This window comes from Streptomyces flavochromogenes, assembly GCF_000717595.1.
GTDB classification, from domain to species: Bacteria; Actinomycetota; Actinomycetes; order Streptomycetales; family Streptomycetaceae; genus Streptomyces; species Streptomyces flavochromogenes.
This window is the reverse complement of sequence record NZ_JNZO01000010.1, coordinates 96,885-122,732: the sequence shown is the minus strand read 5'-3', so window position 1 is coordinate 122,732 and position 25,848 is coordinate 96,885. Positions and strand designations below refer to the sequence as shown.

Genomic DNA, 25,848 nt, shown 5'->3' with positions numbered 1-25,848 from the left:
GAGGAGCGACGCACACCGCACAGGCGGCGGCCGCGGCCGCGCCGGCGCCGAGCATGCGCCGAGGCCCGGTCGGGCGGGACGCGAGGTCTGGGGTGGTCAGGCGGTTGCCCCGAAAAGGTCGTCCAGCATCCCGGCGGCTGACTCGGGCGCCCGCACCTCCAGCTGGAGAGCGATCGGGGTCAGACGCAAGGTGAAGTCGAAGAACGCGCAGCAGCCCTGCTCCGCCGCAGCGAGCGCCACGACCTCGCCGGCCAGCTCGGCACCGGCGGGGAAGGAAAGACGGACACCGTCGGGGATCTGCTCGCGCCCCTCGGCCTGGCCGACCAGCTGTTGCCACTGCTCGGTGCGCTCGCTCCGTTCGGCGCCGCCCAGCGTGCAGGCCACCGGGGCGTCCCGCCGCGCCTCGGTGGCCGAGGCGGGGCGGATGGGCGACAGCGTGTTCGCCACGGGCCCGGCCGGTGCCGGGCCCGTGGCCGTGGTGCAGCCGCAGTCCGGCCCGCACGTCCCAGCGGGCGCCGGGTCCGACAGCTCGGCGTGGACACCGGCCAGGTGGGCGGAGAACGCACGCAGCTCGGCGATCCGGCCGTCGGTCTCCGTGAGCCGGTCCGCGACCAGCGGCAGCATCCGCGCTCGTACCGAGGCGCACACCCCCTCCTCGCGGACGTCGAGAAGCTCGCGGATCTCGTCCAGGGCCAGGCCCAGCAGCTTGGCCGAGGAGATGAACGCCAGGCGCTCCACCGCGTCCTCGCCGTACATCCGGTACCCGGACGGCGTGCGGTCCGCGGGGAGCAGACCGGCGTCCTCGTAGAACCGCAGCGTGGTGGCCGGCACGCCGCTGCGTTCGGCCAGCTGCGAGATGCGGTAGCTCGTCATGCCTTCGACGGTAAACCTTCGACCCAGCTGGAAGGTCAAGCCGTGATGTGCGGGCCGAGGCTGACTCCGCTCGTTCCGGGCTGGCTGCGGGGGCCGTACGAGGCGATGGGGCCGTCGCATCTGTCCGGGTATGGCGACAGGACGTAGCCAGTGGTGAAGAGGTTGCACAGGCCGAAGCGATGCAGGCAGGTCATGGGCGACGTCAAAACCTCCCAGTGCGCCCCATTCCCTGATGCCGCCCACCACGGGCAGCGGCGGATCGCCGGTCAGCCGTCACCACCAGCCAGCGGGGCAGCCGGGGTCTCGCTGTCCGGGCGGGGTGAGCGCCCGCCTCTCGGGGGATGAAGACGGGCGCTCACCGGCACTTCCGTTGTCGGCACCGGTCCGGATGCAGGTCTGCGTGATTCCTGTTCGGGCTCGACGGCGCAAGCGACCCGGCACCGTGCCGTACCGCCCCGCCGCTTCCGATGGGCCCCGGCTTCACGACGTGCGGTGTCGCGATCCTTCGTGATCCCTGGTCAGACGGCGGCGTCGATGAGGTCGCTCAAGGGCTGGGCGGAGTCCGTTCCGGAGTGGCCGAGCGGCGCGTCGAAGCTCCAGACGAGGAAGAGCAGGAAGACCACCAGGGCGCTGAAGGTGGTGGCCAGCAGCAGTTCGCGTGCGGAGCGGCGGATCTGCAGGGTGTAGAGCAGGCCGAGGGTGACCAGGGCACCGGCGAGGAGGCCGAACCAGAGGGCTGCGGGCAGGGTCGTGCCGGAGGTGTCCAGGCGCTGGTGACGGGCGTCGTCCGCCGCCGCCACCTGGTCCAGGAGCGGCTGGTAGGCCTGAGCCTGGAGCTCGTCCGCCGGGGTGCGATGAGCGATGTCGCTCCGGATGCGGCCGAGCAGTTCGGCGCCGGTGCCGTCGACGGGCAGGTCGTCCTTCAGAGCGGGCCATTCGGCGGTGACCGCGTGCCGGGCGTAGGCGTCGATGTGCTCCTTGATCTGTGTCCGGAAGGCGTCGGGGTAGACGTCCAGGCGTTGATCGATCTCGTACAGGGCCTGGGCCTCGCGCTGGACGGTGTCCTCGGCCGCGGTACGGGCCTCCCACACCCCGGCGATCGCCAGTCCGAGCACGATGGCGTAGACGACGCCGACCATCATGACCATGTACTCCAGGACGTCCGGTGTCTCGGAGGTGTCTTCGTCGACGGCCACGCGGCGGTGCCGCAGGACGGTCGCCGTGACGACGAGAACGCAGACCAGGACCGAGGCCAGGGTGTAGACGAGCCATTCCGGCATTGCATAACTCCAGGACGAGCGAGGCGATGTGTAGGAGGTACGGGGGCGGACGCCGTGGGCCGATGGAGGGCCCGGCGGCCGGACGACAGGCAGATGGTCAGCCGCGGACGCGACGACGGGACCCGGGCCGCAGGGCGGCTGCGGCCAGAACAGCCGGCAGGGTGATCACGACCGTGGACATGGTCATCGAGAGCTTGGCCGGAGCGGGACGGGAGGGACCTCCCGTGTAGTGCGAACGCGGCTCCCACTGGAATGTCTTGAGCGCTTGCGCCGGAGCGGGGGTGGCGACGCTCGGCACCGGGGGCGTCGGCGGCGCCGACTCGGGGCCGGGTGCGGGGGCAGCGGGTTCCGGAGCGGCTTCCGGTGACGAGAGCGCGGGCGGCCTCGGCGGCGCCGGCTCGGGGACCGACGGGGGCGGAGGTGGTGGTGACGGCTGCGCCGGAGGAGCCGGCGCCGTAGGAGACGGAAGCGGCGGCCCGGTGGGTGACGGAGTCGGCGGAACCGTGGGCCGCGGGGTCGTGGGAGCGCACGCGGGACGCGGGGCTTCCGTCACCTCGCCGCCGTAGCCCATGTCGACCCATACGTCCGGGGCACAGACCACCATGTGACCGTGGGTGGGAGAGTGATCCATGACGACGGCCACGTCTCCGTGCGGCAGCGGGCACAGCACCGCCGCAGCCCCGAGACCGACACTGATCCAGCCACCCACTCGTCATTCCTCCTCGTGACGACCTGACGTCGGACACGCGTTCAGTGCGCGAGAGGGCGGCCGTACCGCTGCCCTCGGAGCTGCCACTGCGAGTAACGATCATGATCCCGGCCAGTCACGGAGATCGGACGCGTCGCCAGCCATCGGGGTGAACGCATCGCCACAAGGCCACCTCTAGGAAGACTTCGGCCCGGTTCCGGCTCAGGTCATCAAGACCACGCGCCGAGGTTTCACGACCATGTATGAGCCGGCTTGTGCACGACACCATCCGCTGCGCCCGGTCGCCCGACCCGCCGCCGTATCATGCGAGCTGCGGGTACTGACCGACCCCGCGTTCTCACGGGGGGTGAGCATGAGGTTCGGCGTGCTCGGCGTGCTCGTCGCGCGGGACGCGTTCAGGGGCGACCTCGCTCCGCGGTCCCCTATGGCCCGGTCCCTGTTGGCGGCGCTACTGCTTGAACCGAACCGGGTACTCCCCCTCGACAGGCTCGAAGACCTGCTGTGGGCCGGAAACCCACCGGTCAGGGCCCGTGCCTCGCTCCACAACCACCTGATGCGCCTGCGGCGTTCGCTCGGTGACAGCACCCGCGTCCGCAGCGAAGCGGGCGGACTCGTGCTGACAGCCGCCCCCGACGAGGTGGACCACACGCTCCTGGCCCGTCATCTTGAGGCAGCGCGCACCGCCCGGCTCCGCGCTGACTGGGAGCAGGTCGGGCGCGAGACGGACGCGGCGCTGTCGCTGTGGCACGGCGCTCCACTCGCGGAGTTCCCCACCCTCGCCCACGCGGCGGCCGCGCAGGTGGCGGAGTGGCAGGAGGCCCGTCTGCAGGCCGTCGAACTACGGGGGGAGGCCTCACTTCGCCAAGGCCGACTCGCTGAACTGCTGCCGGAACTGCGCCGCCTGACCGAGGAGTTCCCGCTCCGGGAGTCCTTCCACGCGCAGTTGGTCCGTGCTCTGCACCGGACGGGCGGGAGGGCGGAGGCACTGGAGGCGTATCACCGGCTGCGGCGCACGCTCGTCCACGACATGGGAGTAGAGCCCGGCCCGGTGGTTCGCGCCGCGTACCAGGCGGCGCTGGAGGACGAACCGGTGCGCGTGCCCGGGCCCGACCGCGGGGGCAGAGCGAGGCGGGGGACGCGCGTCGCAGACGTCGCCCCACGGGCGGAGGAGGTCGCCGCGCCGACGGCGCTCCCCCGCCAGGCGGCAGCGTTCACCGGCCGGGACCGGGAGATCGACCGGCTGCTGGACGCCGTCCCGTACGCCTCCGCCGATGATCCCGGCGCCGTGCAGGTCCTCACGGTCGACGGCATGCCCGGGGTCGGCAAGACGGCCCTCGCCGTCCATGTGGCCCACCGTCTCAAGAGTGCCTTTCCCGACGGCCAGATCTTCCTGACCCTGCACGCCCACACGTCGGGCGCCGCACCGGTCGCCCCGGTGGAGGCCCTCACGAGCCTGCTGCTCGCCGTGGGCGAACTGCCCGAGCGCGTGCCGACCGACCAGGCGGCCCTCGCCAGCCTGTGGCGCAGCCGCCTCGCCGGCCGCCGATTCCTCGTCGTCCTCGACGACGCCCTGAACAGCGAACAGGTCGAACCGCTCCTGCCGGGCACGCCCGGCTCGCTGGTCCTCGTCACGAGCCGGCAGCGCCTCGAGGCCTTGGTGGACGCCACGCCCCTCACCCTCGGGTTGCTGACCCCGGAAGCCTCGGTCACGCTGCTCGTGGCCAAGGCAGCACGCGTCGACATCACCGCCGACGATCCGGCGGTCCCCGCACTCGGCTCTCTGTGCGGGCATCTGCCGCTCGCGCTCCAGCTCGTCTCCGCCCGGCTGCGGCACCGTCTCGCGTGGGGTCCCGCAGATGTGGTGGCGGAGCTCCGCGCCGCCCACGGCGGTCTCGACGCCCTCAGTTCCGAAAACACCTCGGTCGAGGCGGCCTTCGCGCTGTCGTATCGGGACCTCTCCCCACGCAGCCGGCGCCTCTTCCAGCGGATCGGCCTGCTGCCCGGGGACAGCGTCGACGTCCACGCCGCCGCTGCCGCCGAGGACGTTCCCCTGGGTACCGCCCGCGCCCTCCTCGACGACCTGGAGAGCAGGCACCTGCTGGAGGAACGGGTGCGCGGCCGGTACCGCATGCACGATCTGGTCCGCGCCTACGCGCGGGAGCGGGCCGCCGAGGACACCGGCGATTCGGCCGGGGCCGCCGTGGAACGCGTTCTCGACTACTACCTGAGTGCCGCCGTCGAGGCCGACCGGCATCTGGCCCGGCACGCTGCGGCGCCCGGCGCCGGGCTCCCCGCGCACGGGACGGCCGTCCTGCCGGTCCTCCGCGCGGCCGAGGACGCACGGGCCTGGATGCAGGCCGAACAGGAGAACCTGGTCGCCGCGGTCCGGCACGCGGCCCGGCACGGGTTCACTGCTCACGCCCACCGTCTGCCTGCCGCGATGGCCGAGTTCCTACGCACCACGGGTCACTGGAGCGAGGCTCTACGGCTGCACGGGACCGCGCTCGCCGCGGCGCTGACGAGGTCCGATCTCGGCGGACAGGCCCAGGCGCGGCTCGACACGGCGATGATCAACTGCCTCAGAGGCGACTACGAGCAGGCCGAGGCGGGATTCCGAACGGCTCTGGAACTCGTACGCGAGCTGCGAGACCGCCAGGGGGAGGGCATCGCGCTGCATGGCCTGGGCAGGGTCCAGCGACTGACCGGCCGGTTCGGCGACGCCATGCGGAGCGAACGCGGCGCGCTCGCGTGCTTCGTCGACACAGGCGACGCTCGAGGTCAGGTCGCCGCCCGGATCGACATCGGGCACCTGCACCAGAGCACCGGGGACTACTGGGAGGCTGCGCAGTATCTGGAGCGGGCTCTGGAACCGTACGGGGAGCGGGAGGACGAGCGCAGCCGGGCCAACACGCTCACCATGCTCGCCGATGTGCTGACCTCCCTCGGCCGGTACGAAGAGTCCATCGCGCGGCACCGGGAGGCACTTGTCCTGTACGTGCGCCTCGCCAATCCGCTGGGCGAGGCGAACGCGCGGGTCGACCTCGGCGACGTGCTGCGGCTGACCGGTGCGTACGACGAAGCCGCGGAGAGCATCGAGGAGGCTTTGCGCCTGTTCCGCGAGATCGGCAGCAGACTTGGTGAGGCCCAGTCCCTCACGTACCTCGCGCGCGTCGACCTCCGCCGGGGTCGGCCCGAGGCCGCCGAGTCCGGCCTGTGCGAGGCACTGGCGTTCTGTGAGGAGCTCGGCAGCCTGTTCGGACGGGCCTACGCGACGATGCACCTGGCCGAGGCGCGGTCCTCGCTGGGGGCGCACACGGACGCCGTGGCCCTGGCACGGGCGGGCATCGAACTGTGCCGGCAGACAAGGGACCGGGGCGGTCGAGCGCGCGCACTCGTCATCCTCGGAGATCTTCGGCTTGCCGAAGGCGCCTGGAGCAAGGCACTGGAATGCCACGAGGAGGCCCTCGCCCTCGCCGACGCGATACGGGCCCCCTACGAAGAGGCCCGCGCGTGCGAGGGCGCCGGCCGGGCCCTCGGGGAGCTGGGCCGCTCCGAGGAGGGGCGCGCCTTCCTCCGTCGCGCACTGGCTGTCGACGAGCGGCTTGGCGCCCCTGACGCCGCCCGGGTGCGCGGTCTGCTGCGCGGGGCCCAGGCTCTCTGAAGCCCGGTCGTCAGAGCGCTCGACCCGGTCGTTAACGAGCGGTTAGAGGCGCCGGGCAGGGTCGTCCTCACCCGTGGGGGACCACCCCCACTCAGCAGGAAGGCACGTTCATGTCCTTATGGAAGAAGACCGCCGCGGCCCTCGGAGCCGTGGTGGTCTCCGCCGGCCTTCTCGCCGTCACGGCGCCGACCGCGTCGGCCGTCACGATCAGCCCCTTCCGTGTTCTGCATCCGTATGACGAGAACGGCGCACTCGCCCAGCCCGCCTCGGCGGACGACGAACTGCAGGGCCCTTTCAGGATCATCAACCGGGCCTCCGGCAAATGTCTGGAGGTCGCCGACTGGCGACTCGACGACGAGGCTCCGATCCGGCAGTGGGACTGCCACGGCGGCGCCAACCAGCTCTGGTGGTTCTACGACGTCCATGGGTCCAACCAGTGGGCCATCGCGAACAAGAACAGCGGAAAGTGCATCGACGTCCCCGGCAGCAACGCCGGGAACGGCGTCCAGCTCATCCAGTGGACCTGCCACTACGAGCACAACCAGCGCTTCATGCGCTGGAGCGCGGAGGGCGAGGGACCTGTCGAATACCTCACTTCCTTCAGCCCTTACACCATCGAAATCGGCAACTTCAGCGACGTTGTCGGCGCGCCGGCACAGCTGTGGCGGAAGAACGACGGAACGAACCAACGGTGGTACGTCGGCGAGTGAGCCTCTCCCGGCTCGCCGGAACCAGAAGGACGAATGGCTCGGCCACTGCTTCCGGACGCCCCGTTCGGAGAACGCCCTCAAGGGCCGTGCCAAAGCAAGTGACACCCCTACTTCAGCGGTGGCTGCTCCGGCGCCAACCTCGGAAGCCAATCGCCTGGCTCCCTGGAACCAGGGCAGCGCCAACTACGTCCAGATCGGCCTGTAACACGCTTCCATCGGGAGAAGGTCAACGGGGGTGCGATCGCCCTCGGTCACCCCGTCGGGGCCCAGGCCGACGAGTACACCACGGCCTGCTTCAACACCCCAGTGAAGGACAACTACATCGGCGGCTGGTGGTGGAAGGGGAACCTGCACTGGATCGGCTACTCGGGCGCCGGCTGCTCCGGCGAGGCCACCGGCGGCGAGAAGCAGGACTACGTGGAGCCGAACCAGGCCGACAACTGGTGGTTCATCCACAGCTGACACACCTGAGCCGGGAGGGACCCTTCCTGGAATCCCTGGAGCGTCCCTCCCCTCAGTACGGCGTCCAACCTCAAGAAGCGTTCAAGGCTGGCACAGCGCCATCCGCCGATCCAGGCCGACGCCGCCGAGGTCGCACACGAACCCCCTGGCCCCGGGGCAGCCCCGTGGCGATCTGCGCGCAGCCTCCAACTCCGGCCGCTCGCAGGGCAGCAGGACGTCCTCCGGCGCAGCGTACGGAGCGGGCCGGGGCCGCCGACGGGTCCCGGTCCTCACGCTGCACCCTTACATCGATCACCGGCCAAGGACCGCCGGCCAGCGCCGGGTGCGTGATCTCGTCCTGGGCGACCTGCTCCTCCGCTGGGATCGTGGCCCCGCAGCAGCACTACCCAGCCCCGCCCCACACCGGGGATCGCAGACACCGGCCGCCCCGGCAGACGCTGGGTGCGGAACGCCTCGTCGAACTCCACCAACCTGCTGCAACCGAGGAAAGGATCGCTCAGCTGACCTCAAGGCAGGAACGCGGGGGTTCCTCGATCTTCACGAGAATCCCAACGTCTGACAGATGGCCGCGCGTGCCACGACTGAAGTTGCAACGGCCGACGCGGCAATCCGACACTCGCCGTCCAGTGGAGCACTCGGGAGTCGTGGTCGCCTCGTGGTCCACTCCGCCTCACCGGCCCCCAAAACGCGGAATTCAAGCTCCTTTAGTGTGGGGGTGCGCTCACACAACGTCCTGTTCGAGGGGGATATTCAGTGGCACGTAGAGTGATCGAAGCCGACGCCGTCGAAGCCATGCTTGCACGGGGTGCGCGCCCACTGGAACCCTTTCCTGGGACACAACTGCCCTGGAAGTGTCTCTGCCTGACGTGCAATGAGGCGAGTTCGCCACGTTACAACGATGTTGTCAACAAGGGGACAGGGGCCTGCAGCAAGACCTGTCGGTCACGCAAGATCGCAGCAAGGCTCAGCCGCGACGGAGCGGAGGCCTGCGCCGTCATGCTCCAGTGGGGATGGGATCCGCTGGAGGACTACCCGGGTGCGGGGAAGTCATGGTCTGCCAGATGTACCCACTGCGGAATCATCAAGCCGAAGAAGCTCGCGCATGTTCAGAAGGGCCGCGGCGGCTGCACCAACTGCGCGGGACGCGATGTCAGCGACGAGGACGCGCGGAAGATCGCGAGCAAGGCCGAGCTGGAGCCTCTCGTGCACTACCCCGGCTCTCTTCAGCCTTGGTTGTGTCGCTGCATGCGCTGCGGACACGTCGGAACTCCGACCTATGCGAAGATCCGTTCCCGCGGACACCAGTGCTGGTCATGCCGCTCGGAGAAGATCGCGGACACATTGCGCCTCAGCAACGAGGAAGCCATCGCCAGCATGCTGGAGAAGGCACTCGATCCGCTCGTGCCCTATCCCGGCAGCACGGAGATTCCTTGGAAAGCCCGCTGCATGAAGTGCGAGAGGATCCTGGACCCTGGCCCGACACTGCACAACATCCGGGGCTCACAGGGAGGGTGCGCGGGCTGCGCGGAGCGCGGCATCGACCCCGCCAAACCCGGCTATCTCTACATTGTCGTTCACGACGGCCACCAGGCACTCAAGTGGGGCATCGCCAACAGCGAGCAGAGGCTGGCCCAGCACCTCTCTCAAGGCTGGACGCCGGTCGCTCGTTGGAACTTCGACCTCACCAGAGACGCTTGGGCGTTCGAGCGTCAAATCAAGTCTTGGGTTCGAGCTCAAGGCGTCCCGAAAGCGTTGACCGCCGACCAGATGAAGTATCGCGGCCACACCGAGACGGCCTACCTCGCTGACACAAGCTTGGAGGTCCTGCAGTCGTACATCATGTCCGTGACTGGCCGTAGCCCTGAACCACTCCAGGCGACGTAGTTTCAGATAGCGCGCTCGCTTCCTCCCTCTTCTCTGCACGAACAAGGTGCCGACTGTTGCCCGATGAAACGGCTGACCTTCGACCAGTGCCGCGACGGCCGAATGCGCCGGACGTGCATGCCATGGCGATGCCCTCCCCCAGTCGCTCGTCGACGGCGCGGCCGGCGTAGTGCTCACCATGGTTGCCAGCTTGCCCTTCCTAGGGACCCTAGGTTATACCTAGGGCCCCTAGGAAGGGGAGGATCCATGGCGCGGGCAGGACTGACGGCGGAGCAAGTGACGATCTCGGGAGCCGAGTTGGCCGACGAGGTCGGGCTGGACCAGGTGACCATGGCGCGGGTGGCTCGGCGGCTCGGCGTGAAGGATGCGAGCCTCTACACGCACGTCCGCAGCCTGGAGGATCTGCGCGGGCGGATCGCGCTGCTGGCTGCGGACGAGAAGACCATCCGTATCGCGGAGGCAACCTCCGGGCTGGCAGGCAAGGACGCCCTGGTCGCGTTCGCCAACGCGTGGCGGGAGTACGCCCACGAGAATCCGGGGCGCTACACGGCGACGCAGACCCCGATCCAGATCGATCCCGAGCTGGCCGCGAAGGCCCTCGGACCGCGACGTGCGGTCGAGCTGACCTACGGCATGCTGCGCGGCTACGGACTGGCCGAGCCCGACCTGACCGACGCGGTCCGGTTGCTGCGCAGCACGTTCCACGGGTTCGTCGCCTTGGAGGCCACAGGCGGTTTCGCACACGCGCGTTCGCCTCAGCAGTCCTGGATCCGTGCCCTCGACGCCCTGCACACCCTTCTGGAGCATTGGCCCCCATCCCGAGAAGGAGACTCCACATGACCGACCCGAGCATCGGCAGCCTGCGGGTGAACGGCGCGACCCTGCACTACGAGGTACGTGGCCAGGGGCCGTTCCTCTTGCTGATCCCCGGAGGGACGGGCGGCGCGGCCTCCTTCGACGGCATCATCGACGACATGGCCGCCGAATACACCGTCGCGACCTACGACCCGCGCGGCATGTCCCGAAGCCCGCTGGACGACCCCGAGGCCGAGCAGCGGGTGGCCGAGCACGCCGACGACGCGTTCCGCATACTGGAACTGCTGTCGCCCGATACGCCCGCCCGCGTGTTCGGCGCCAGTTCGGGCGCGATCGCCGCCCTGCACCTGCTCACCGTCCATCCCGAGCGCGTCGAACGCCTCGTGGCACACGAGCCGCCCGTCGTGGAGGTCCTGCCGGACTCCTCCGAACATCGCGCCCTCATCGCGCGCGTGCAGGAGACCTTCCGCACCCAGGGGCTCATGCCGGCGATGGCGGCGTTCGCTGCGGGTCTGACGAAGGACGGAGCCACCACCGAGCCGCAGGCCGAGATCAAGCTTCCACCGCAGGCAGCGGCACGGGCCGAGCAGACCATGGCCGGTCTGCCGTACTTCATCGGCCGCATCGTGCCCGGCTTCATGTCCTACACGCCGGACGTCCACCGGTTGGAAACCCTGTCGGACCGGCTCGTGCTCGCGGGCGGCCAGGACTCTCGGGGCGAGCTGCCCTACCGCCCGGCCGCCTTCCTGGCCGAGCACCTCGGCTCGGAACTCCTGCACTTCCCAGGCGGGCACACCGGGATGACCACGCACCCCACCGAGTTCGGCGAGAGCCTTCGGAACGCCCTCCGGGCCTGAGCGTTCCGCAGTCGGGGGCTGTCAGAGAAGGCCGGCGGAACGTCCTTCTCGATGCGGAGCCGCATCCGAATCCCGCGTCGAGCACGCCGTCGCCCGCGTGAAGCACGACGTGTTCCTCCCCGTGCGCGCCTGTCGGCGCATGCCCCGGCAGGCCGTACTCCTTCGGCCCGGCAAGGCCATCAATCGGAATCCCTCCCCCGGCCGTCTTCCGATCGGCGACCGCTCGGAAGATCCCCTCCGAGCCTTGCCTCCGATGCCATCCCCGGGATGTCGCAGGTCAGCCGATGCGTTCGCGGACGAAATCGAGCTGCAACCGCTGATGCGGGTGGCCGCCGCCCTCATGGCTGTTGAAGGGGTATACCTCGACGGACTTGTTCCCGGCGTGGTGGTGGCAGGCCGTGAAGCAGGTGGAAGGAGGGCAGATCGGGTCCATCAAGGCGATCGAGAAGAGAGCGGGGGCGTCGGCCCGGGCGGCGACGTGCACTCCGTCGAAGTACGACAGCGTCGAGAAGACCTGGTCGACACGGTCGCGGTGGAGGGCGAGGTACTGGGCGATCTCGGTGTAGGGGGCTCGGCGGAGATCTCGGCTCCTCGGCGGATGTGGCAGAGGAAGGGTACGTCGGGCATGGCTCCGGCGAGGCCGGGGACGAGTCCGGCGACGGCGAGCGTGATCTTTGTCTGCGTCTTCTGCGGCGGTAATCTGCCCGCGGCGTGGAACGTGGATCCCACCGCATGAGAGCCGCGGGTCACAGCCACTCGCTTGATGTCCGCGACGAGGCCGGTCGCCTCGTAGCGGACGGCGAGCTTGTCACATCGCGTCACGACGGCGCGATGCCTCCTGAGCCGGTTGATCCCGCACTCGACCGCGTGACGCTCGCGGTGGTCGGCCGGGCCGAAGCGCGGTGGCCGGCCGCTGCGGGAGGCGAGCTTCCGGTGGTTGCGCGCCTGGTCGACCTTGTCGCGGCCGGTGCAGCGGATCCCGCGGCGGCGCAGGCGGGAGCGGTTCGTGCGGGAGGCGTACGTCTTTGTCGGCCCGCACCCGATTGGTGCGGACGCGCGGCCGGCCCGGCCCGCTGCGAGGCACAAAAACCTTCCCCAGCACGGGCTCGAAACCTCTCGGCACCAGGTTCCGTCGGCTCGGCGGCGGGGTGGGTGGTCGGCTCGTGGCTCCCCGCATGGCATGGGTAGTCGATCAGGTGGCGCCGTCGAGGAGGTGGGCTCCGTTGTTGCGGACGTTGTTCACCGCCATGGAGACGAGCCGGGAGTTGAGCCGGCCGTCCGCAGGGCGGGTGAGTAGGGCACGGAGGTCGTCGGTGTCGTGGTGTTGGGGGTCGAGCCACGTGTCGTAGTGGTCGGGGGTGAGGGCGAGCGGCATGCGCGGGTGTACACGGCCGGCCTCATCGGTGGCCTCGGTGGTGATGATCGTGCAGGTCGTCAGCCAGGCATCCGGGTCGTCGTCGCTGGTGATGTCGGGGTTCCGCCAATACTCGTACAGGCCCGCCATGGCCATCACCTGACCGTCGGCGGGGTGGATGAAGTAGGGCTGCTTGCGGGTCTTGCCCGTCGCCTCGTCCTTCACCGGATCCCATTCGTAGAACCCGTCGGCCGGCAGCAGGCACCGACGCTTGGCGAAAGCGCGTCGGTACGCGGGTTTCTCGTGCACGGTCTCGACCCGCGCGTTGATCATCCGGGAACCGACCTTCGGGTCCTTCGCCCACGACGGCACCAGACCCCACCGCAGTGCACGCAGCTCACGGCGGCACTCCTCGCCGTCGTCCCGCGCGGGACGGTCGAGGACCGCGTAGACCTCGTCGGTCGGCGCGACGTTCCAGCTGGGCGCAAGCGTCTCAGCAGGGTTCCAGTCGGTGACCTGGAAGATCTGGGTCAGGTCTTCAGGGGCACGTGTAGAGGTGTAGCGGCCGCACATGAAGCCACTGTGTCACGGAACTCCCCGGTCGGGACAAGGGGCTCACAGCAGCGGATTGCGTCAGACAGCCACCTGCCGGGACATCGAGAAGGGTCCGAACGGGTGTGCGGTCCGTGCCGACGCAGCAGCTCGACTCCCCTCCCCGCTGAACTCATCACCGAGAAGGCACCTCAGCCCCCCATTAGGCAGCGTCTTCAAAAGATCTTGCCAGGATGGTGCGGAAGCTGCGCATGATGCCTTGGTGGAACATCTTTCTGTCGACGTGCGCGCTTCGCTCCGGCTCTTCGCTTTCTACTTGGCGAACGGCACCCTCGACCTGGACCTGCTCGACGGGTTCGACTATCGCTCGACCGTTTTCCACTCCGGCTCCTCCTTGGAGCAGGTCTTCGCGATCTATAGCAATGTGCTGCGCATCGACGCCGAAGGCATGGTGCTGAACGACGGGGATGCGCAGTACCGGGTCGCGCAGTGGATTCGAGCGTGCTGCGACCCGGGCTATCGGGTCGAGCCACCCTTCGAGGACTGGGAGACGGAGCTCCATCTTTGATGACCCGCCGCTCACCGTCGGAACATCACGCCCACATCAAGAGCGACGCGAGAGTGACGGCTGCCTGGAAGGACTCGGCGGTCTTGTCATAGCGAGTAGCGATGCCGCGCCACTGCTTCAGCCGATTGAAGCGGCGTCCCACCACATTGCGCTGCTTGTAGCGCTGCTTGTCGAAGGCCGGTGGGCGCCCGCCGCGGCTGCCGCGCCGGAGCCGGTTTCGGACCTGGTCGGCCCGCTCGGGGGTGGTGTGACCGATGCTGCGTCGTCGCAGCCAGGTGCGGATGGCCCGGGAGCTGTAGCCCTTGTCAGCGTGAAAGCGAGCGGTCGGCCGGCACCGTCACAGGTGGATCTTGCTGGTCAGGCCGCCCCGGGAACGTCCAAGGCCGGGGTCGTGGGCCCCCTCTTTTCGCGCCCCGGCGGCATGCTGGTGGGCGCGCACGATGGTGGAGTCGACCGACACCAACCAGCTGATGTCCCCAGCCACGGCGGCCTGAGCCTGGGCAGCTCGCAGCATGCCTTCGAAGATGCCGTCCAGCGCCCACCTGCGGAAGCGGGTGGGCAGCGACGCCCACGGACCGTACCGCCCTGGCACGTCCCGCCAAGCCGTCCCGAAGGGTTTCGAAGGCTTCCGGCGCCGGAGAAGCGTTCGTAAGGCTCCGCCTAGAAGGGTTCAGCAGCCCGCAGGAGGTCCTGCGGCAGGTAGGGGGACTCCACGCGGACAGCCCAGCCGCGGCGACGGGCGTGGCAGGCCAGGGCGAGGACGTCGAGGTTGACGGACGCCTCGGGGCCGTCGGCGCGGTCCGCGACCTGGTAGTAGGCGCGGTGCGCTTCGAGTGCGTCGGCCAGAGCGAGGTTGAAGCTCTCCTCGTCACCGTCCACGAGCTGCGACAGCAGCACGGCCGGCGGCATCGCCAAGCCCCAGTCCTTGGCCTTCTCGGCCTCTTGCAGTGCCCGCTGCGCGGCCGCCTCGGGCTCTGCCCCCTTCAGGTAGGCGTGGAGGGCTTCGCGGTACGCGGTGGACGCGGAGCGGTCCGGGCGGGCGAAGGTGGGGCCGGTGAGGACCAGCGGTGCGAGGTCCTCGCGCACGCCGGTGATCAGGGCGAAGGCAACGGCCGTCTGCCAGTACCCGGCGCCGGCTTCCTCGTCCCGCTCGGCCGCGTAGCGCAGGGTGTGCCCGCCGATGGACACCTCGACCTCGGTGTCCGGCTCCGCCAGCGCGATACGGAACAGGGCCGCTCCGATCTGAGAGGCCAGCCGAAGAGTGGTGAGCTGGGCATCCGTGATGTCGCCGGGGTTCCCGGCCCGCCACTGGAACAGGCGCCTCTGATCGCCCAGGACGCTGCCCAGACGCCAGACAGGAAGGGGCTTGCCGTCGGTGGGAGTGAACGCCTCCTGGAGGTGCTCCTCGTACATGGCCTCGATCCGGTCGATCCCATCCCGCTCGCAGGCCGGCCGTTCCACGACGAGCGGCCCGGCGGCAAGCGCGGCGACAGCGTCCGGCCGCCGGTCCCGGCCGCACCCCGCGACCCGGGGTCCCCGCGTCTCGAAGCCGGTGACCAGCGCGTGCGGGAGATAGTCCGTATGGACGGCCGGTGACCAGCCCAATGTCCGGTACGCAAGCGCGGCAACGGCTATGGGGACGAGAGGGAGCAGAGTGCTCGGAGAGGCCGTCGGGCCGTGCAGAGCGGCGTGCCTGGTCAGGAGGTCGGCGAGCCCGGCATCGAACCCCTCCCGGTCCTCCGCCGCCAGGGCGCGCAGCGTGCGCAGCGCCAGGGTGTCGGGCCGGTTCAGAAGGGGCTTGCCGGTCTCTGCGGCGTGGGCACGGATCCGGTCCAGAGCAGCGTCGATGGCAGCCAGCCTGGCCCGCGGGCTAGGCGGGTACTCCCCGTCGCCGGCGTCGTCCAGGGCCACGGCCGTCAACCCCGTGGCGAGCTCGCCGACGGGTGTTCCCTTCGCCTGCTCGGCGAACTTGTGCCGGGCGAAGGTGAATTCCTCCCCGTACCACTTCGCCTTGTCCCGGAGCACCGCCAGGCACAGCGCGTCGATCCACGTCCTCGGAGAGACCGTCTCCTCGGGGGCGTCATCACCCGGGTCGTAGCTCATGCCGAAGTTCACGTACTCCAGGAAGACGTTGAACGTGCAGTGCGGGTTGTACGCGGCGTAGGCGACGCCGCCGGCCGCCGCTTCTGAGGCGTCCTTGAGGGCGGCCTTGGCCTCCGGGCTGTCGAGGTCGGGCGTCTCGACGGAGAGAGCGCCGAGGTAGTCGAGGAACTCATCGGCGATCGACTGCCATTCGTAGGTGGCCATCCGGCCGGCCCTCGACATGGAGTGCACCAGACGCCCGATACGGTTCGTGAAGTCCTCTCGCGCTGCCGACACGGCCGCCCCGCCCACCTGGTGACGCTCTATTCGCACTGCCCTGCTCCTTGATCGATTTCTGAAACAGCCTAACGAGCTCGTGCATGGTTGGCCGTGATGCGTCGAAGAGTGCAGGTCGGCTCCGTGGTCACTGTGGCTGACGGGCGTCGCGGGTGGCGGTCTGCTGGTGTGAAAGCAGTCCGGCGATGGCTTGGACTGTGTCGCTGAGGTGCTCGCGTCGCCCATGGTGGCGAGCGAGTGCCCGCCAGTTCTTGAGGTGTGCGATGCCGTGCTCGACCCGGATCCTGCGTGAGGAGTGTGCCTTGCGCTGGCGTTCGTAGATCTCCTCGTACCAGTCCGGTGGGTTCTTCTTGAACTTGCGGTGCGGTGGTGTCACAACGCGGCCGCCGGTCTGGGCGCCCAGGCACTGGTAGCCAGCGTCGGCGAGAATCTCCACGGCCGGGCCATCGCTCAGGTGTCTGACCAGGCCTAACTGTCGGGCGTGGGTGATGTCGGCACAACTTGCCGGCTGGGCTGGACTGCAGAACAGGAGCCTGCCGCTGGCGTCGGTGAGGACCATGGTTTTGACCGCGTTCTGCTTGTTCTTGCCGGAGATGAACTTCTCCCGGCCCTTGCGGCCGGCGGCCGGACGCCGGACCCGGATCTCGGTGCCGTCGATGATCCCGGTCTTCCCGCTGGCGCCGAGGTGGCCGATGACCTCGGCGAGGGTGCGGAGCCGGATGCCGGCCGCGACGGTGCAGCCGCGGGCTGCGAGCAAGGGCCGCACCTCGCCGATGGCGCGAGTGATCGTGGAGCGGTCGACGCCGAACCAGCAGGCCAGCACGTCGTGAGTGGCTCCATGGCGGAGGTGGACGAGGGTGGCCAGGAGCCGGTCGATACTTGATGGTCGGCGTGAGGCGTCCACCGCGGGAGCCTGGGCGGTGCGCACGCTGTCGGAGCGGACGACGATGCACGCCTCCCAGCCGTCTGATGGGGGTGGATCATCCGGCCCGTCGGATGCGGATCGGGCCTCGGGTCTTGCCTGGTGCGACGGGGTCGCCGCGCTGGGTGATCTCCACCTCGCCCTTGTCGACCAGGTGGCGGGCCGCGAGGCGGGCAGGTTCCATCAGGGCCCGCCAGCCGTCGCCGTCCCCTTGATACGCGGCGCGTGCAGCGTCGGACGGGCAGATCGACGCACCGGGAGCGCGGCGCTCCAGAAGCTTCAGGATCGTCTCCTCCAGGCGCCGAACCGTCTCTCTCCCGGTTCCAGTCACCTCTCCAGTCTCCACGTTTCCCTGGATTCCACGACTGACCGTCGTTGCTGACCGGCCGGTTCGGACGGCCCTGCCGACGGCGGCACGCCGCATGCGATCGTCGGCGCCGCGGACGCGCCGGATGGCGCGGCACTGGATCGCGTGCAGGTGGGCACATCCGACCAGGGGGTCCTTGTAGGCGCGACCCTCTTACCACAGAAGCCGGCGCAGATGATCAGGCGGATCCGGGCCGGGCAGTGTCCTGGCGATCAACAGCGAAACCCCTCGGACCGAGCGATCACGCAGCACTCGCCCCGCGAAGGTACGGGGCGAAATGCCCGGCGACTTCTGCTGCCACCGCCCCCGCGTCGAGCGTCCCGTCGACCTCGATGACGCGAATGCCGAGGCGGCGTGCATTCTGCGCTGCGTCCTCGGCGACCAGCCGGTCACGGGCGATACGGTTCGCCTGGGAGCGGACCGGGTCACTGACGGGGACGGCAAGGCTTCCAGCGCGCGGGAGAGTCCGGATTTGGTGCTGCCGGAAGTCCTCGGTGGGAACGAGGACGACCATGCGCCGGAGTGAGTCGAGCAGCGGCGCGACCAGCTCCGGTCGCAGCCCCCAACCCTCAGCGATCGCCGGCCGGCCGGTGAACAGTCCCCGCAGGTCGTCCAGCGCCCACTCGAAGCGGACCGGGAAGCCGGCCAGCGTCTCGGCGGCCATCGCCTCAGGACCCTGATCCAACCAGACACGGTCGGGACTGGGTTCTCCCACAGGCTCACCCAGGGCGACCCGACGCGCGATCCGGCGATCCTGGTGGCCACGAGCGTCGTGATAGTCGTAGTGGTACACCGTCAATCCGTACTCCCCGGCGATGAGTTCGGCAACGGTGGTCTTGCCGGACCACTGTGCGCCCCCGATCCACAGTGTGCGCCGCAAGGTGCCGTGCGGATCCCAGACGTCTGACATGAGTGTCCTGTCCTCCCGTTGGAAAGCGGTGCAGACCTCCGCCTGGGAAAAGTGTCCTGGATTGATCTCAGACATTGCAGTCTTGTCTTTGCTGGGCGGTTGGCAGAGAGTGAAAAGGGAGGGGGATCATTCCCCTCGCGCTGCTGTTCGTGGCCGCTGCTCGGTTGAGTCGCTGATGCGACAGAGCCGAACGGCGTCAGCGCCGACAAGGGCTACAGCAACCGTCGAGCGGGCGATCAGTGAGCTCAAAGCCTTTCGCGCGGTTGTACTCGACGAACTCGACATCCCTGGCCGAACCCGGGCCGTCGGAGTACACCAGCCCGTATCCGCTGGTCATACTGATGCCGGGCCGCGCCGCCCCAGCGCGAACGGACGCCGCCCCACCACGGACGGACACGAGATCGGGCTGAACGGTCGAGCCCAGAAACCCGTGCGCCCAACCGTCCCCCACCCCTACCCCTCCCTTGTCCGGCCCGTGGCCACCTGCCCCGGAAACCCCGCCACACATACGGACCGACACCGCCCCGGATCCCGCCACAGCCCGCCCGTAACCCACCCCCACCCCGGCCTCGACCCACGCAGTCGGCGCTCGCTCCTGGCCCGGAGTGCAGGCCGTACCCGGGCGCGACCGACGCTTGCGGCCGCTGCCGCAACGTGCGCGCCGCCCCTCACAGGCTCGTACACACGCGGGCCGCCCTGCCGCGCGGAGACAGACGGTCGGTGTCGCGGTTCGGAGGAATCAGGACGCTGCGTTCACGTACGCGGCTGCTCCGGTTGCCCCTCTTACCCACGTGGGTGAGCTTGTATAGGGGGCCCCGACCGGGACCGCCCCTCACCGATCGTCCTTGTTCCCAGGAGGAGACATGGCGCACCCCGAGCAGGACCCGAACCAGCAGGAAGGTCCGGCGGACGGTGGCGCCGCCGGCACACCCGGCGTCCACGACGGAGGTGCGGACGGCGGAGCTGACGGGGGTGCCGACAGCGGCGCGGACGGCGGAGCCGACAGCGGCGCCGACGGAGGTGCGGACGGAGGTGCCGACAGCGGCGCGGACGGCGGAGCCGACAGTGGTGCGGAAGGCCCTGCGGACGGTGGCGCGGCCGGCACACCCGGCGTCCACGACGGAGGTGCCGACGGCGGAGCCGACGAGGCCGGCGGCCGCCTTTGAGCACCGTTCCCACGCCACTCCGGGACACGGCCGACGACATCGACGGCCGTGTCCTGGAGACACGTCTGATCAGCCTCGGCCGCGAGGACTTCGCTCGGGACGTCTGGGGGCGGACTCCGCTGCTCACGCGCGGAGCCGGTGACTTCTCCGACCTGTTCTCGGCGGCCTCGGTTGACGAGCTGATCTCCCGACGCGGTCTGCGCACGCCGTTCCTCCGCGTCGCCAAGGACGGCGCCACCGCACCCGAGTCGTCGTTCACCTCATCGGGTGGTGTCGGCGCGTCGGTCGCGGACCAGCTCGACGACACCGCGTTGTGGCGGAGCTTCGCCGAAGGCAGCACCCTGGTACTGCAAGCGCTGCAGCGGACCTGGGAGCCGATCTCGGAATTCGCGACGCGGCTCGGCACGGAACTGGGCCACCCCGTCCAGGCCAACGCCTACATCACGCCGCCGCAGAACCGCGGTTTCGACGACCACTACGACGTGCACGACGTCTTCGTCCTACAGATCACCGGTACGAAGCGGTGGATCCTCCATGAGCCCGTGCACCCGGACCCGCTGCGCGACGAGCCCTGGACCGAGCACCGCGCCGCGGTCGCATCCGCCGCCCGGGGTGAGGCGTACATCGACACCGTGCTCGAGCCCGGCGATGTCCTCTATCTGCCGCGTGGCTGGCTGCACGCCGCGGAAGCCCAGGGAGCGGTGTCGATCCATTTGACGCTCGGCGTCCACACATGGACGCGGCACGCGTTGGCCGAGCAACTCGCGCAGTCCGCCCTGGAGCTGCTGCGCGAGGACCCCGAGATGCGCCGATCCCTCCCCCTCGGTGCGGACGGACCGGGCGCCGAACTCGCCGTCGTGCGCCGACGTCTCGCCGCCGCGATCGCGGAGTCCGACCCCACTCCCCTGTTCCACCGGACCCGCCGGGGCCAAGCACGCCCCGCACCCCTCGGGCCGTTGGCACAGCTCGGGGCACTGGACGGACTCGGCCCCGGCACGGTGGTGCGGCTTCGTGAGGCGTTGGAAGCACGCCTGGAGGGCCGGCGCCTCGCCACCCGCGTCGGGTGGCTCGAATTCCCGGAGACGGACCTGCCGTCGGTGGTCCGGATCCTCGACGGAGGCACACGTCTTGCCGGCGAGCTCGGTCTGCCCTTCGTCGAGCGGCTGCTGCGCGCGGGCGTTCTGGTGCCTGCCGAGCCATGAGACGAGCGGAATGACGACTCCGGCACGTTTCTTCTGCGCCGATGCCGCCCGCCTGCGCGGCGACCCGCTCGCGGGCACGGCGCCGTACGGCTCGGTCTGGATCCTCATCGAGTACCGGGCCGGCTGGCCGACCAACGGCTTCGACGGCCTCGCTCTCGAACCCGAGGTCAAGGCGCAGGTGTACGCCGCCGCGCGAGCGGTACGCGCCCGCGTGCTGCTCGTCAGACGCCACGGTCGCGGCCGGCCGGACGAACCGCCGCAGTGGGCCGTTCTGCGGTACGAGAAGGACGGAGCCCACCGTCAGGAGTGGGGCACCTGGCACGACGACAGGGATCTGGCGCAGATCGTCGACGCCCTGAACGCGCCCGGGGAACGGGGCCTGCCGCCCGTCGTCCTCGTCTGCGCCCACGGCCTGCACGACCCCTGTTGCGCCGTCCGCGGCCGTCCGGTGGCGCGTGCGCTGAGTGACGGCTGGCAGCACCTGGTGTGGGAGTGCACGCACGTGGGAGGGGACCGGTTCGCCGCCAATGTGGTCGTCGCGCCCGACGGCGTGTACTACGGCAACCTCGACGCCCCCTCGGCGGTCGCCGTGGTCGAGGAGCACCTGGCGGACCGCATCCACGCGGACCACCTGCGCGGGTACACCGACCTCGTCCCACCCCAGCAGGCCGCCCTGTCGGCTGTGCTCCGCCACGCGGGCCCGTCGGGGCGGCACGACTACGCCATCGAGGAGACGGTCCGGGACGGCGACCGGTGGCGGATCCGCGTCACCGGCCGCCTCGCCGGGCTGTCCGCCTTCGAGGTCGAGATCCACGCCCACCGAGCACCGCCGCACCAACTGACCTGCCGCGGCCTGTCCCTCGGCTCGGCGGTGCACTACGAGGTCGCGTCCCTGCGCGTCGGATGACCGTCTTCCTGTCCCCCGTGGGATAGGTCCCTGTGCGTGGGTACGTGGAGCGTGTTGCGTTCCACGTACCCACGGAACACCCGGCGCCTCCCGTCGTACCCGTCGAGGGTCGCGTCGACGTCGCCTCCCTGGAGGAGACGGCCGGGAAGGCAAAGGGGGGCCGCCGGAAGGAACAGAAGCTGCAGGTCGTAGCCATGGAGGGTGATCCTGATCCGGACTGCGAGGAGCGTCGGAGGATCCGGCGCAGGCACCAGGCCCGCCTGAAGGCGGCCCGGCTGGGCCGCTCGCGCGGCGGCCTTTCCAGCAAGGTCCATCTCGCCTCTGACCCGCGCTGCCGCCCGCTCTGCTTCGATCTGACCGAGGGCCAGGCGGCCGACAGTCCCCGCTTCGTCCCCGTCCTGAACAAGATCAAGGTCCGCGGCCCCGTCGGCCGCCCGCGTACCCGGCCCGACGCGATCGCCGGCGATAGGGCGTACTCCTCTCGCGCCAACCGTGCCCACCTGCGTAAACGGAACATCCGGGCCGTCATCCCGGAGAAGAGCGACCAGGCCGCCAACCGCAAGAAGAAGGGCCGCGGGGGGGGGCGTCCCATCTCGCACGACACCGAGCTCTATAAAGGTCGCAACAGCGTGGAACGCTGCATCAACAAGATCAAGGCGTGGCTCGGGCTCGCCACCCCCTACGACAAGTCTCCCGAGAGCTACCTCGCCGGGCTCCACCTGCGCGGGGGTTGTGATCTGGCTCCGCAGCCTCCAACCCACCTCGTGATCCAGGGGAATCGCGCCACCTGTCCAGTATGTAGACCACCGAGCCGCCCCTCCCCCGCGCGGGGGAGGGGAATGGTCCGTAGTGCTGACGCGACCGGAAACCGACCCGGCAGAGCATGAATTGTCAGGATCACGGAAGCCGGAGGTCACGGTGGCTATCCCCGCAAGGACACAGACACATGAGGGGACAGCACCCCTCGCCCCAACACCCGGCTGGACCGGCTGGTCGCGGCGTTGGCCTGAGTGGGCGCCTGCCGCCGCTGTGACCTGTTGCGCGGTGTACGCCATCGTCGAGGCCACCTGGGCCGTGACGGGAACCACGGTGCCCTTCACCCTGCACACCCCCTACTCGCCGATCGCCCAGCTGATCCTGGCCGGCCTGGCCATTGCCGCCGGTGTCGCCTGCTGGGCCACCAGGCGACGGGTGGCCCAGCCTGGCCGGATAGCGATCGGGGGTGCGCTCGTCCTGGCCACCCCGGTGTTGGCGATGGGCGCGACGGGCCTGCCGGGCTACTTCGTTACCCTGGCCTCCGGTTCAGGGCTGGAGAGCGCCACCGGCCTGGCCCATGTGCTGCTGAGTTCGGCCCTCACTGCTCTCCTCGTCCTCGTCGCTCTGTCGTACCGCCGACGGCTGGCTGGTGCCTGCCCGCGCTGCGGGCAGAAGCACACGGGCGGCCATGATGCCCCGCTCGTCCATCCCAGTGCCTCGACCGCCTCCCCGCGTACCAGGAGGCTGGCCTACCTGCTGATGTGCGGGATGCTGCCGTGGGCCGGCGTAAAGACCATCTGGACGCTGGGCGGTGACGCGCTCGGCATCACGGCCGAGAAGTGGAAGGAGTCGAACTCCGGCGGGTCGGAGGTAGCGAAGGCGCTCGCCGAGGTAGGCATCGATGTCACTGTGCTGGCCGCGGGACTCGGATTCTTTCTCCTGACCGGGCTGATGTACCCGTGGGGGCAGGTGTTTCCCCGCTGGACGCTTATCCTGTCCGGGCGCCGTGTACCGCGTCTGCTGCCCTTGATCCCGGCCTGGCTGACCGCGTTCGGTCTGTCGGTGTACGGGGTCCTCCTGGTGATCTACGCTCCGCTCGCCGCCCTCGGAGTGTTGCCGGCCCCCAAACTCGACACGGATCTCGGCGCCACCCTCTCCGGGACTCTCTGGCTGGCAGCTTTCGGTGGAATGGCCTTCGGCGGCCTGGGCTTCGCCCTCCTCGCGGCCGCACGCTCCTACTCCGCCCGGACCCGCCCCGTCTGCGCCACCGCGGCGACCTCGGAGGCCCCACCCACCGAGACGGCCCGCGCAGACGCACCGGCCTCAGCGGCCCCGGCCGACTGGCGAACTGCCGGCGCAGGCCGGGATCCGGCCCAACGCTCACCCACCGGAAGGGACGGTTCGATCAACTCCCATTAGCCATCAGTCAGATCACCACGCGCCACACCGGACTTCTACAAGGCCACGAATGCCTCGCGCGGCGAATCAGCACACCATGATCTGAACCCAGAACAGGCCCTAGAGCGCCTGACATTTCCACACCACCTTGTACGAGCTCGATCCGTACGTGGTCGCCCAGCCGTTCCGTCTCTTCGCCGGCCACCACGGCAGCGGCCAGTCACCCGAGCGGTTGGGCGACGGCGCCTTGGGAACGATCCGCTCGCGCTGTGAACTCCTCCAACCCCCTCCAGCGGATTGGCACACCGCCGCCTTCCCACCTGCCGGGACGCCGGGCCCCGCCGCGCCGCGCCGCGGACAAGATCGGCCGGGGTCCACAATCTCGTGCGTGCATGCCTATGGGCCGTCAAATTTGGCTATCGGCTGGGATGTTGGCCTCTGCGAACCGCAGAGCTCTCCGGTGTGCCAACTGTCGACCTCCTCGCCGGAGGCGCAGAACAACGGTCCGACTCAGGAGAAATGGCCCCAAGGGCAGTCCTGTAAGTGATCGGCCGGAGACCGTGAGCGGGACCCGGTGCCCATCCTGTGGTCACAAGGTGGCCGAGCAGTCGTTGAACCCTCGCTCCTCCACCACCACCAATCAGGTGGTCATCGACGCCGACACCCCGGGTCCTGGTGGCCGGTCGACCGTTGCTCGGCAATCGCAACGTCTGTCGGGCGCTGGTCCGTCGCGCAGGCCGCCGTCGGCAACTCGATGACCACCCCTGATGGCCGCTACCCGGGTGCCGGGAGGCGATGCACGACATCGCCCGCCTGCGCGATGTCGCCCTCACCAGGTAGCCCCACCTGCGGGGATTGGGGTCGCGGGCGGAACCGGCCCTGCCCGAATGGCGTCGCGCGGTAACCGACCTCAGACGGTGAACGCACTGATCGTCAACGAAGCCGGATCTCGGGTTCTTGTCAGTGGTGTGCGCTTTCCTGTCCTCCATGGAGTTCACTCATTCGATGCTCAACAACATGCTGGACCGGATCCCCCGGCCGAGCGGGGTTCTGTATCTCTCGCAGGACATCGACCCCCACGCGCTGGTCGAGAACCTGGCTTCCCGGCACGGGGAACCACGGACCCTGGTCCTGGACGGCATCACCGCCCCGGGCGTAGGCGAGGTTCATGGCGCTGGTCTCCTCGGCCTCCTCGACGGCCGTGCCGAGACGGTAGTGGCCTGGGCCCATGCAGGGCATTGGCTCGGCGCGGGGACCGCACTGGATGCGCAGGGCGACATCGTGCCGGTGCTGGCGCTCACCCCGCGGCAGGTACACCTGCTGCCCGCGGGGATCGCCAGTCAGGACGAAGACTGGGTCGAGCAGCTCACCGGCATCACCAGCTGGACCCTGCCGCCCCGGCGACCGGACGTCGACTGGGCGCAGATCGAGGCTCGCATGGGCACGCGCCTTCCGCGCGACTACAAGCGCATGGTGGAGACGTTCGGGGAGGGCGCCTTCGACGCATACCTCCGTCTGAACCAGGAGCCATGGACCGACTGGAAGGATGACGGCCTGCTCGTCTGGGCAGGCACCGAGCACCAGAATCTGTACGGCTGGCAGATCGACGACGGAGACCCTGACCACTGGCCCGTCACCGTGCGGACATTCGACGACGAGAACGTTCCCTTCGAATGTTCGACCGCAGAGTTCGTCTGCCGCATCCTCCTGGAGAGGGACCATCCCTTCACGATGGCCCACTACTTCGACACCCACTGGTTCATGACCTTTCGCATGAACGAATGAAGCCTCCCGGCCACGGCCACGGCCGCGCCCGCCCAGGAAACCGGTCCAGGTTCGGTGGCAATCGATCCAGCCCTGTATGCGTGGGGTTTGACAGTTGAGGGGAGCCGGCGGGTCTCCGGCCTGGCCGCGACGCGTGGCGTGCGGTGAGCCGGGTCCTCTTCCGTCGGTGCGTCGACCGGGTCCGGGGAGGGTGGTTTCGGTGCCTCGGCCAGGCAGACGAGCTCGGGGCGGCTGTGCCGGAAGTCGCGGCTGACACGTGCCGGGGTCAGCCTGGCTGAGGAGACGGTCCTCTCCCATGGGCGGCACCGGTCTGCTGCCAGTGGCTGAGCC

19 protein-coding genes and 3 pseudogenes are annotated in these 25,848 nt (G+C 69.8%); 13 read left to right on the top strand and 9 right to left on the bottom strand.

All coding sequences use genetic code 11. From position 1 onward, the window contains the following. Positions 1-96: 96 nt before the first annotated feature. Together IF00_RS0113765 and IF00_RS0113760 are read right to left on the bottom strand one after the other, a co-directional pair. Positions 97-873, bottom strand: coding sequence for a heavy metal-responsive transcriptional regulator (locus IF00_RS0113765; RefSeq protein ID WP_030317832.1), 777 nt, complete (start codon positions 871-873; stop codon positions 97-99). A gap of 518 nt (positions 874-1,391) precedes the next feature. Beyond that, a complete protein-coding gene (locus IF00_RS0113760) occupies positions 1,392-2,153 on the bottom strand; it encodes a bestrophin-like domain (RefSeq protein ID WP_030317830.1) in 762 nt (253 codons plus the stop codon). A 1,061-nt stretch (positions 2,154-3,214) separates the two neighbouring features. Between IF00_RS0113760 and IF00_RS0113755 the strand changes: the two genes are divergently transcribed. From IF00_RS0113755 to IF00_RS0113730, 6 genes are all read left to right on the top strand, one after another. Beyond that, positions 3,215-6,523, top strand: coding sequence for an AfsR/SARP family transcriptional regulator (locus IF00_RS0113755; RefSeq protein ID WP_158710462.1), 3,309 nt, complete (start codon positions 3,215-3,217; stop codon positions 6,521-6,523). A 110-nt stretch (positions 6,524-6,633) separates the two neighbouring features. Further along, positions 6,634-7,233, top strand: a complete 600-nt coding sequence (locus IF00_RS42630; RefSeq protein WP_051820227.1) for an RICIN domain-containing protein — start codon at positions 6,634-6,636, stop codon at positions 7,231-7,233. 306 nt (positions 7,234-7,539) lie between these two features. Beyond that, positions 7,540-7,695, top strand: a complete 156-nt coding sequence (locus IF00_RS46935; protein WP_245234520.1) for a hypothetical protein — start codon at positions 7,540-7,542, stop codon at positions 7,693-7,695. 765 nt (positions 7,696-8,460) lie between these two features. Then, a complete protein-coding gene (locus tag IF00_RS0113740; protein ID WP_158710461.1) occupies positions 8,461-9,579 on the top strand; it encodes a hypothetical protein in 1,119 nt (372 codons plus the stop codon). A gap of 246 nt (positions 9,580-9,825) precedes the next feature. Beyond that, positions 9,826-10,419, top strand: coding sequence for a TetR/AcrR family transcriptional regulator (locus IF00_RS0113735; protein ID WP_030317822.1), 594 nt, complete (start codon positions 9,826-9,828; stop codon positions 10,417-10,419). Beyond that, positions 10,416-11,252 (top strand): alpha/beta fold hydrolase, encoded by an 837-nt coding sequence (locus IF00_RS0113730; RefSeq protein ID WP_030317820.1) that lies wholly within the window; start codon positions 10,416-10,418, stop codon positions 11,250-11,252. The genes IF00_RS0113735 and IF00_RS0113730 overlap by 4 nt, the downstream gene beginning before the upstream one ends. 277 nt (positions 11,253-11,529) lie before the next feature. Here IF00_RS0113730 and IF00_RS41215 read toward each other — a convergent pair. After that, positions 11,530-11,924, bottom strand: a pseudogene (locus IF00_RS41215) (acetylxylan esterase); the annotation flags it as partial. Between the two features lie 520 nt (positions 11,925-12,444). Then, positions 12,445-13,179, bottom strand: a complete 735-nt coding sequence (locus IF00_RS0113720; RefSeq protein WP_030317816.1) for an SOS response-associated peptidase — start codon at positions 13,177-13,179, stop codon at positions 12,445-12,447. A 241-nt stretch (positions 13,180-13,420) separates the two neighbouring features. Here IF00_RS0113720 and IF00_RS0113715 point away from each other — a divergent pair, with 241 nt between their 5' ends. After that, positions 13,421-13,726, top strand: coding sequence for a DUF7677 family protein (locus IF00_RS0113715; RefSeq protein WP_030317815.1), 306 nt, complete (start codon positions 13,421-13,423; stop codon positions 13,724-13,726). Positions 13,727-13,751: 25 nt separating this feature from the next. Here the strand turns inward: IF00_RS0113715 and IF00_RS46930 are convergent. From IF00_RS46930 to IF00_RS0113690, 5 genes and pseudogenes are all read right to left on the bottom strand, one after another. Next, positions 13,752-14,336: pseudogene (locus tag IF00_RS46930) on the bottom strand (transposase); the annotation flags it as partial. Between the two features lie 50 nt (positions 14,337-14,386). After that, positions 14,387-16,033, bottom strand: a complete 1,647-nt coding sequence (locus IF00_RS0113705) for an immunity 49 family protein (RefSeq protein ID WP_425338319.1) — start codon at positions 16,031-16,033, stop codon at positions 14,387-14,389. Between the two features lie 199 nt (positions 16,034-16,232). Further along, positions 16,233-17,033 (bottom strand): transposase, encoded by an 801-nt coding sequence (locus IF00_RS0113700; RefSeq protein ID WP_245234519.1) that lies wholly within the window; start codon positions 17,031-17,033, stop codon positions 16,233-16,235. 52 nt (positions 17,034-17,085) lie between these two features. After that, entirely contained in the window at positions 17,086-17,358 is a 273-nt protein-coding gene (locus tag IF00_RS0113695) for a DUF3253 domain-containing protein (protein WP_030317803.1), read from the bottom strand. A 277-nt stretch (positions 17,359-17,635) separates the two neighbouring features. Continuing rightward, positions 17,636-18,304, bottom strand: a complete 669-nt coding sequence (locus IF00_RS0113690; RefSeq protein ID WP_030317801.1) for a hypothetical protein — start codon at positions 18,302-18,304, stop codon at positions 17,636-17,638. Between the two features lie 863 nt (positions 18,305-19,167). On the opposite strand from IF00_RS0113690, the gene IF00_RS43700 reads away from it, so the two are divergent. From IF00_RS43700 to IF00_RS0113660, 6 genes and pseudogenes are all read left to right on the top strand, one after another. After that, the gene (locus IF00_RS43700) at positions 19,168-19,470 is read left to right on the top strand and encodes a BatC protein (protein WP_078944671.1); all 303 of its coding nucleotides are present in this window, start codon (positions 19,168-19,170) and stop codon (positions 19,468-19,470) included. Beyond that, positions 19,467-20,672 carry a cupin domain-containing protein gene (locus tag IF00_RS0113680; RefSeq protein ID WP_051820225.1) on the top strand — a complete coding sequence of 402 codons (1,206 nt, stop codon included), beginning with the start codon at positions 19,467-19,469 and terminating at the stop codon, positions 20,670-20,672. The genes IF00_RS43700 and IF00_RS0113680 overlap by 4 nt, the downstream gene beginning before the upstream one ends. A gap of 10 nt (positions 20,673-20,682) precedes the next feature. After that, on the top strand, positions 20,683-21,579 hold the full coding sequence (locus IF00_RS0113675; RefSeq protein ID WP_030317797.1) for a sucrase ferredoxin: 897 nt from the start codon (positions 20,683-20,685) through the stop codon (positions 21,577-21,579). A 116-nt stretch (positions 21,580-21,695) separates the two neighbouring features. After that, positions 21,696-22,304, top strand: a pseudogene (locus tag IF00_RS43695) (IS5 family transposase); the annotation flags it as partial. A 319-nt stretch (positions 22,305-22,623) separates the two neighbouring features. Continuing rightward, entirely contained in the window at positions 22,624-23,754 is a 1,131-nt protein-coding gene (locus tag IF00_RS0113665) for a hypothetical protein (RefSeq protein ID WP_209439757.1), read from the top strand. Between the two features lie 966 nt (positions 23,755-24,720). Further along, a complete protein-coding gene (locus IF00_RS0113660; RefSeq protein WP_030317792.1) occupies positions 24,721-25,518 on the top strand; it encodes a hypothetical protein in 798 nt (265 codons plus the stop codon). Positions 25,519-25,848: the final 330 nt, after the last annotated feature.

Bases quoted from the DNA above. Each gene is read 5' to 3' on its own strand.
- IF00_RS0113755 (WP_158710462.1), top strand. From the start codon at position 3,215: ATGAGGTTCGGCGTGCTCGGCGTGCTCGTCGCGCGGGACGCGTTCAGG.
- IF00_RS0113675 (WP_030317797.1), top strand. From the start codon at position 20,683: ATGACGACTCCGGCACGTTTCTTCTGCGCCGATGCCGCCCGCCTGCGC.
- IF00_RS42630 (WP_051820227.1), top strand. From the start codon at position 6,634: ATGTCCTTATGGAAGAAGACCGCCGCGGCCCTCGGAGCCGTGGTGGTC.
- IF00_RS0113765 (WP_030317832.1), bottom strand. From the start codon at position 873: ATGACGAGCTACCGCATCTCGCAGCTGGCCGAACGCAGCGGCGTGCCG.
- IF00_RS43700 (WP_078944671.1), top strand. From the start codon at position 19,168: ATGGCGCACCCCGAGCAGGACCCGAACCAGCAGGAAGGTCCGGCGGAC.
- IF00_RS0113720 (WP_030317816.1), bottom strand. From the start codon at position 13,179: ATGTGCGGCCGCTACACCTCTACACGTGCCCCTGAAGACCTGACCCAG.
- IF00_RS0113660 (WP_030317792.1), top strand. From the start codon at position 24,721: ATGGAGTTCACTCATTCGATGCTCAACAACATGCTGGACCGGATCCCC.
- IF00_RS0113760 (WP_030317830.1), bottom strand. From the start codon at position 2,153: ATGCCGGAATGGCTCGTCTACACCCTGGCCTCGGTCCTGGTCTGCGTT.
- IF00_RS0113690 (WP_030317801.1), bottom strand. From the start codon at position 18,304: ATGTCAGACGTCTGGGATCCGCACGGCACCTTGCGGCGCACACTGTGG.
- IF00_RS0113705 (WP_425338319.1), bottom strand. From the start codon at position 16,033: ATGGCCACCTACGAATGGCAGTCGATCGCCGATGAGTTCCTCGACTAC.
- IF00_RS0113735 (WP_030317822.1), top strand. From the start codon at position 9,826: ATGGCGCGGGCAGGACTGACGGCGGAGCAAGTGACGATCTCGGGAGCC.
- IF00_RS0113730 (WP_030317820.1), top strand. From the start codon at position 10,416: ATGACCGACCCGAGCATCGGCAGCCTGCGGGTGAACGGCGCGACCCTG.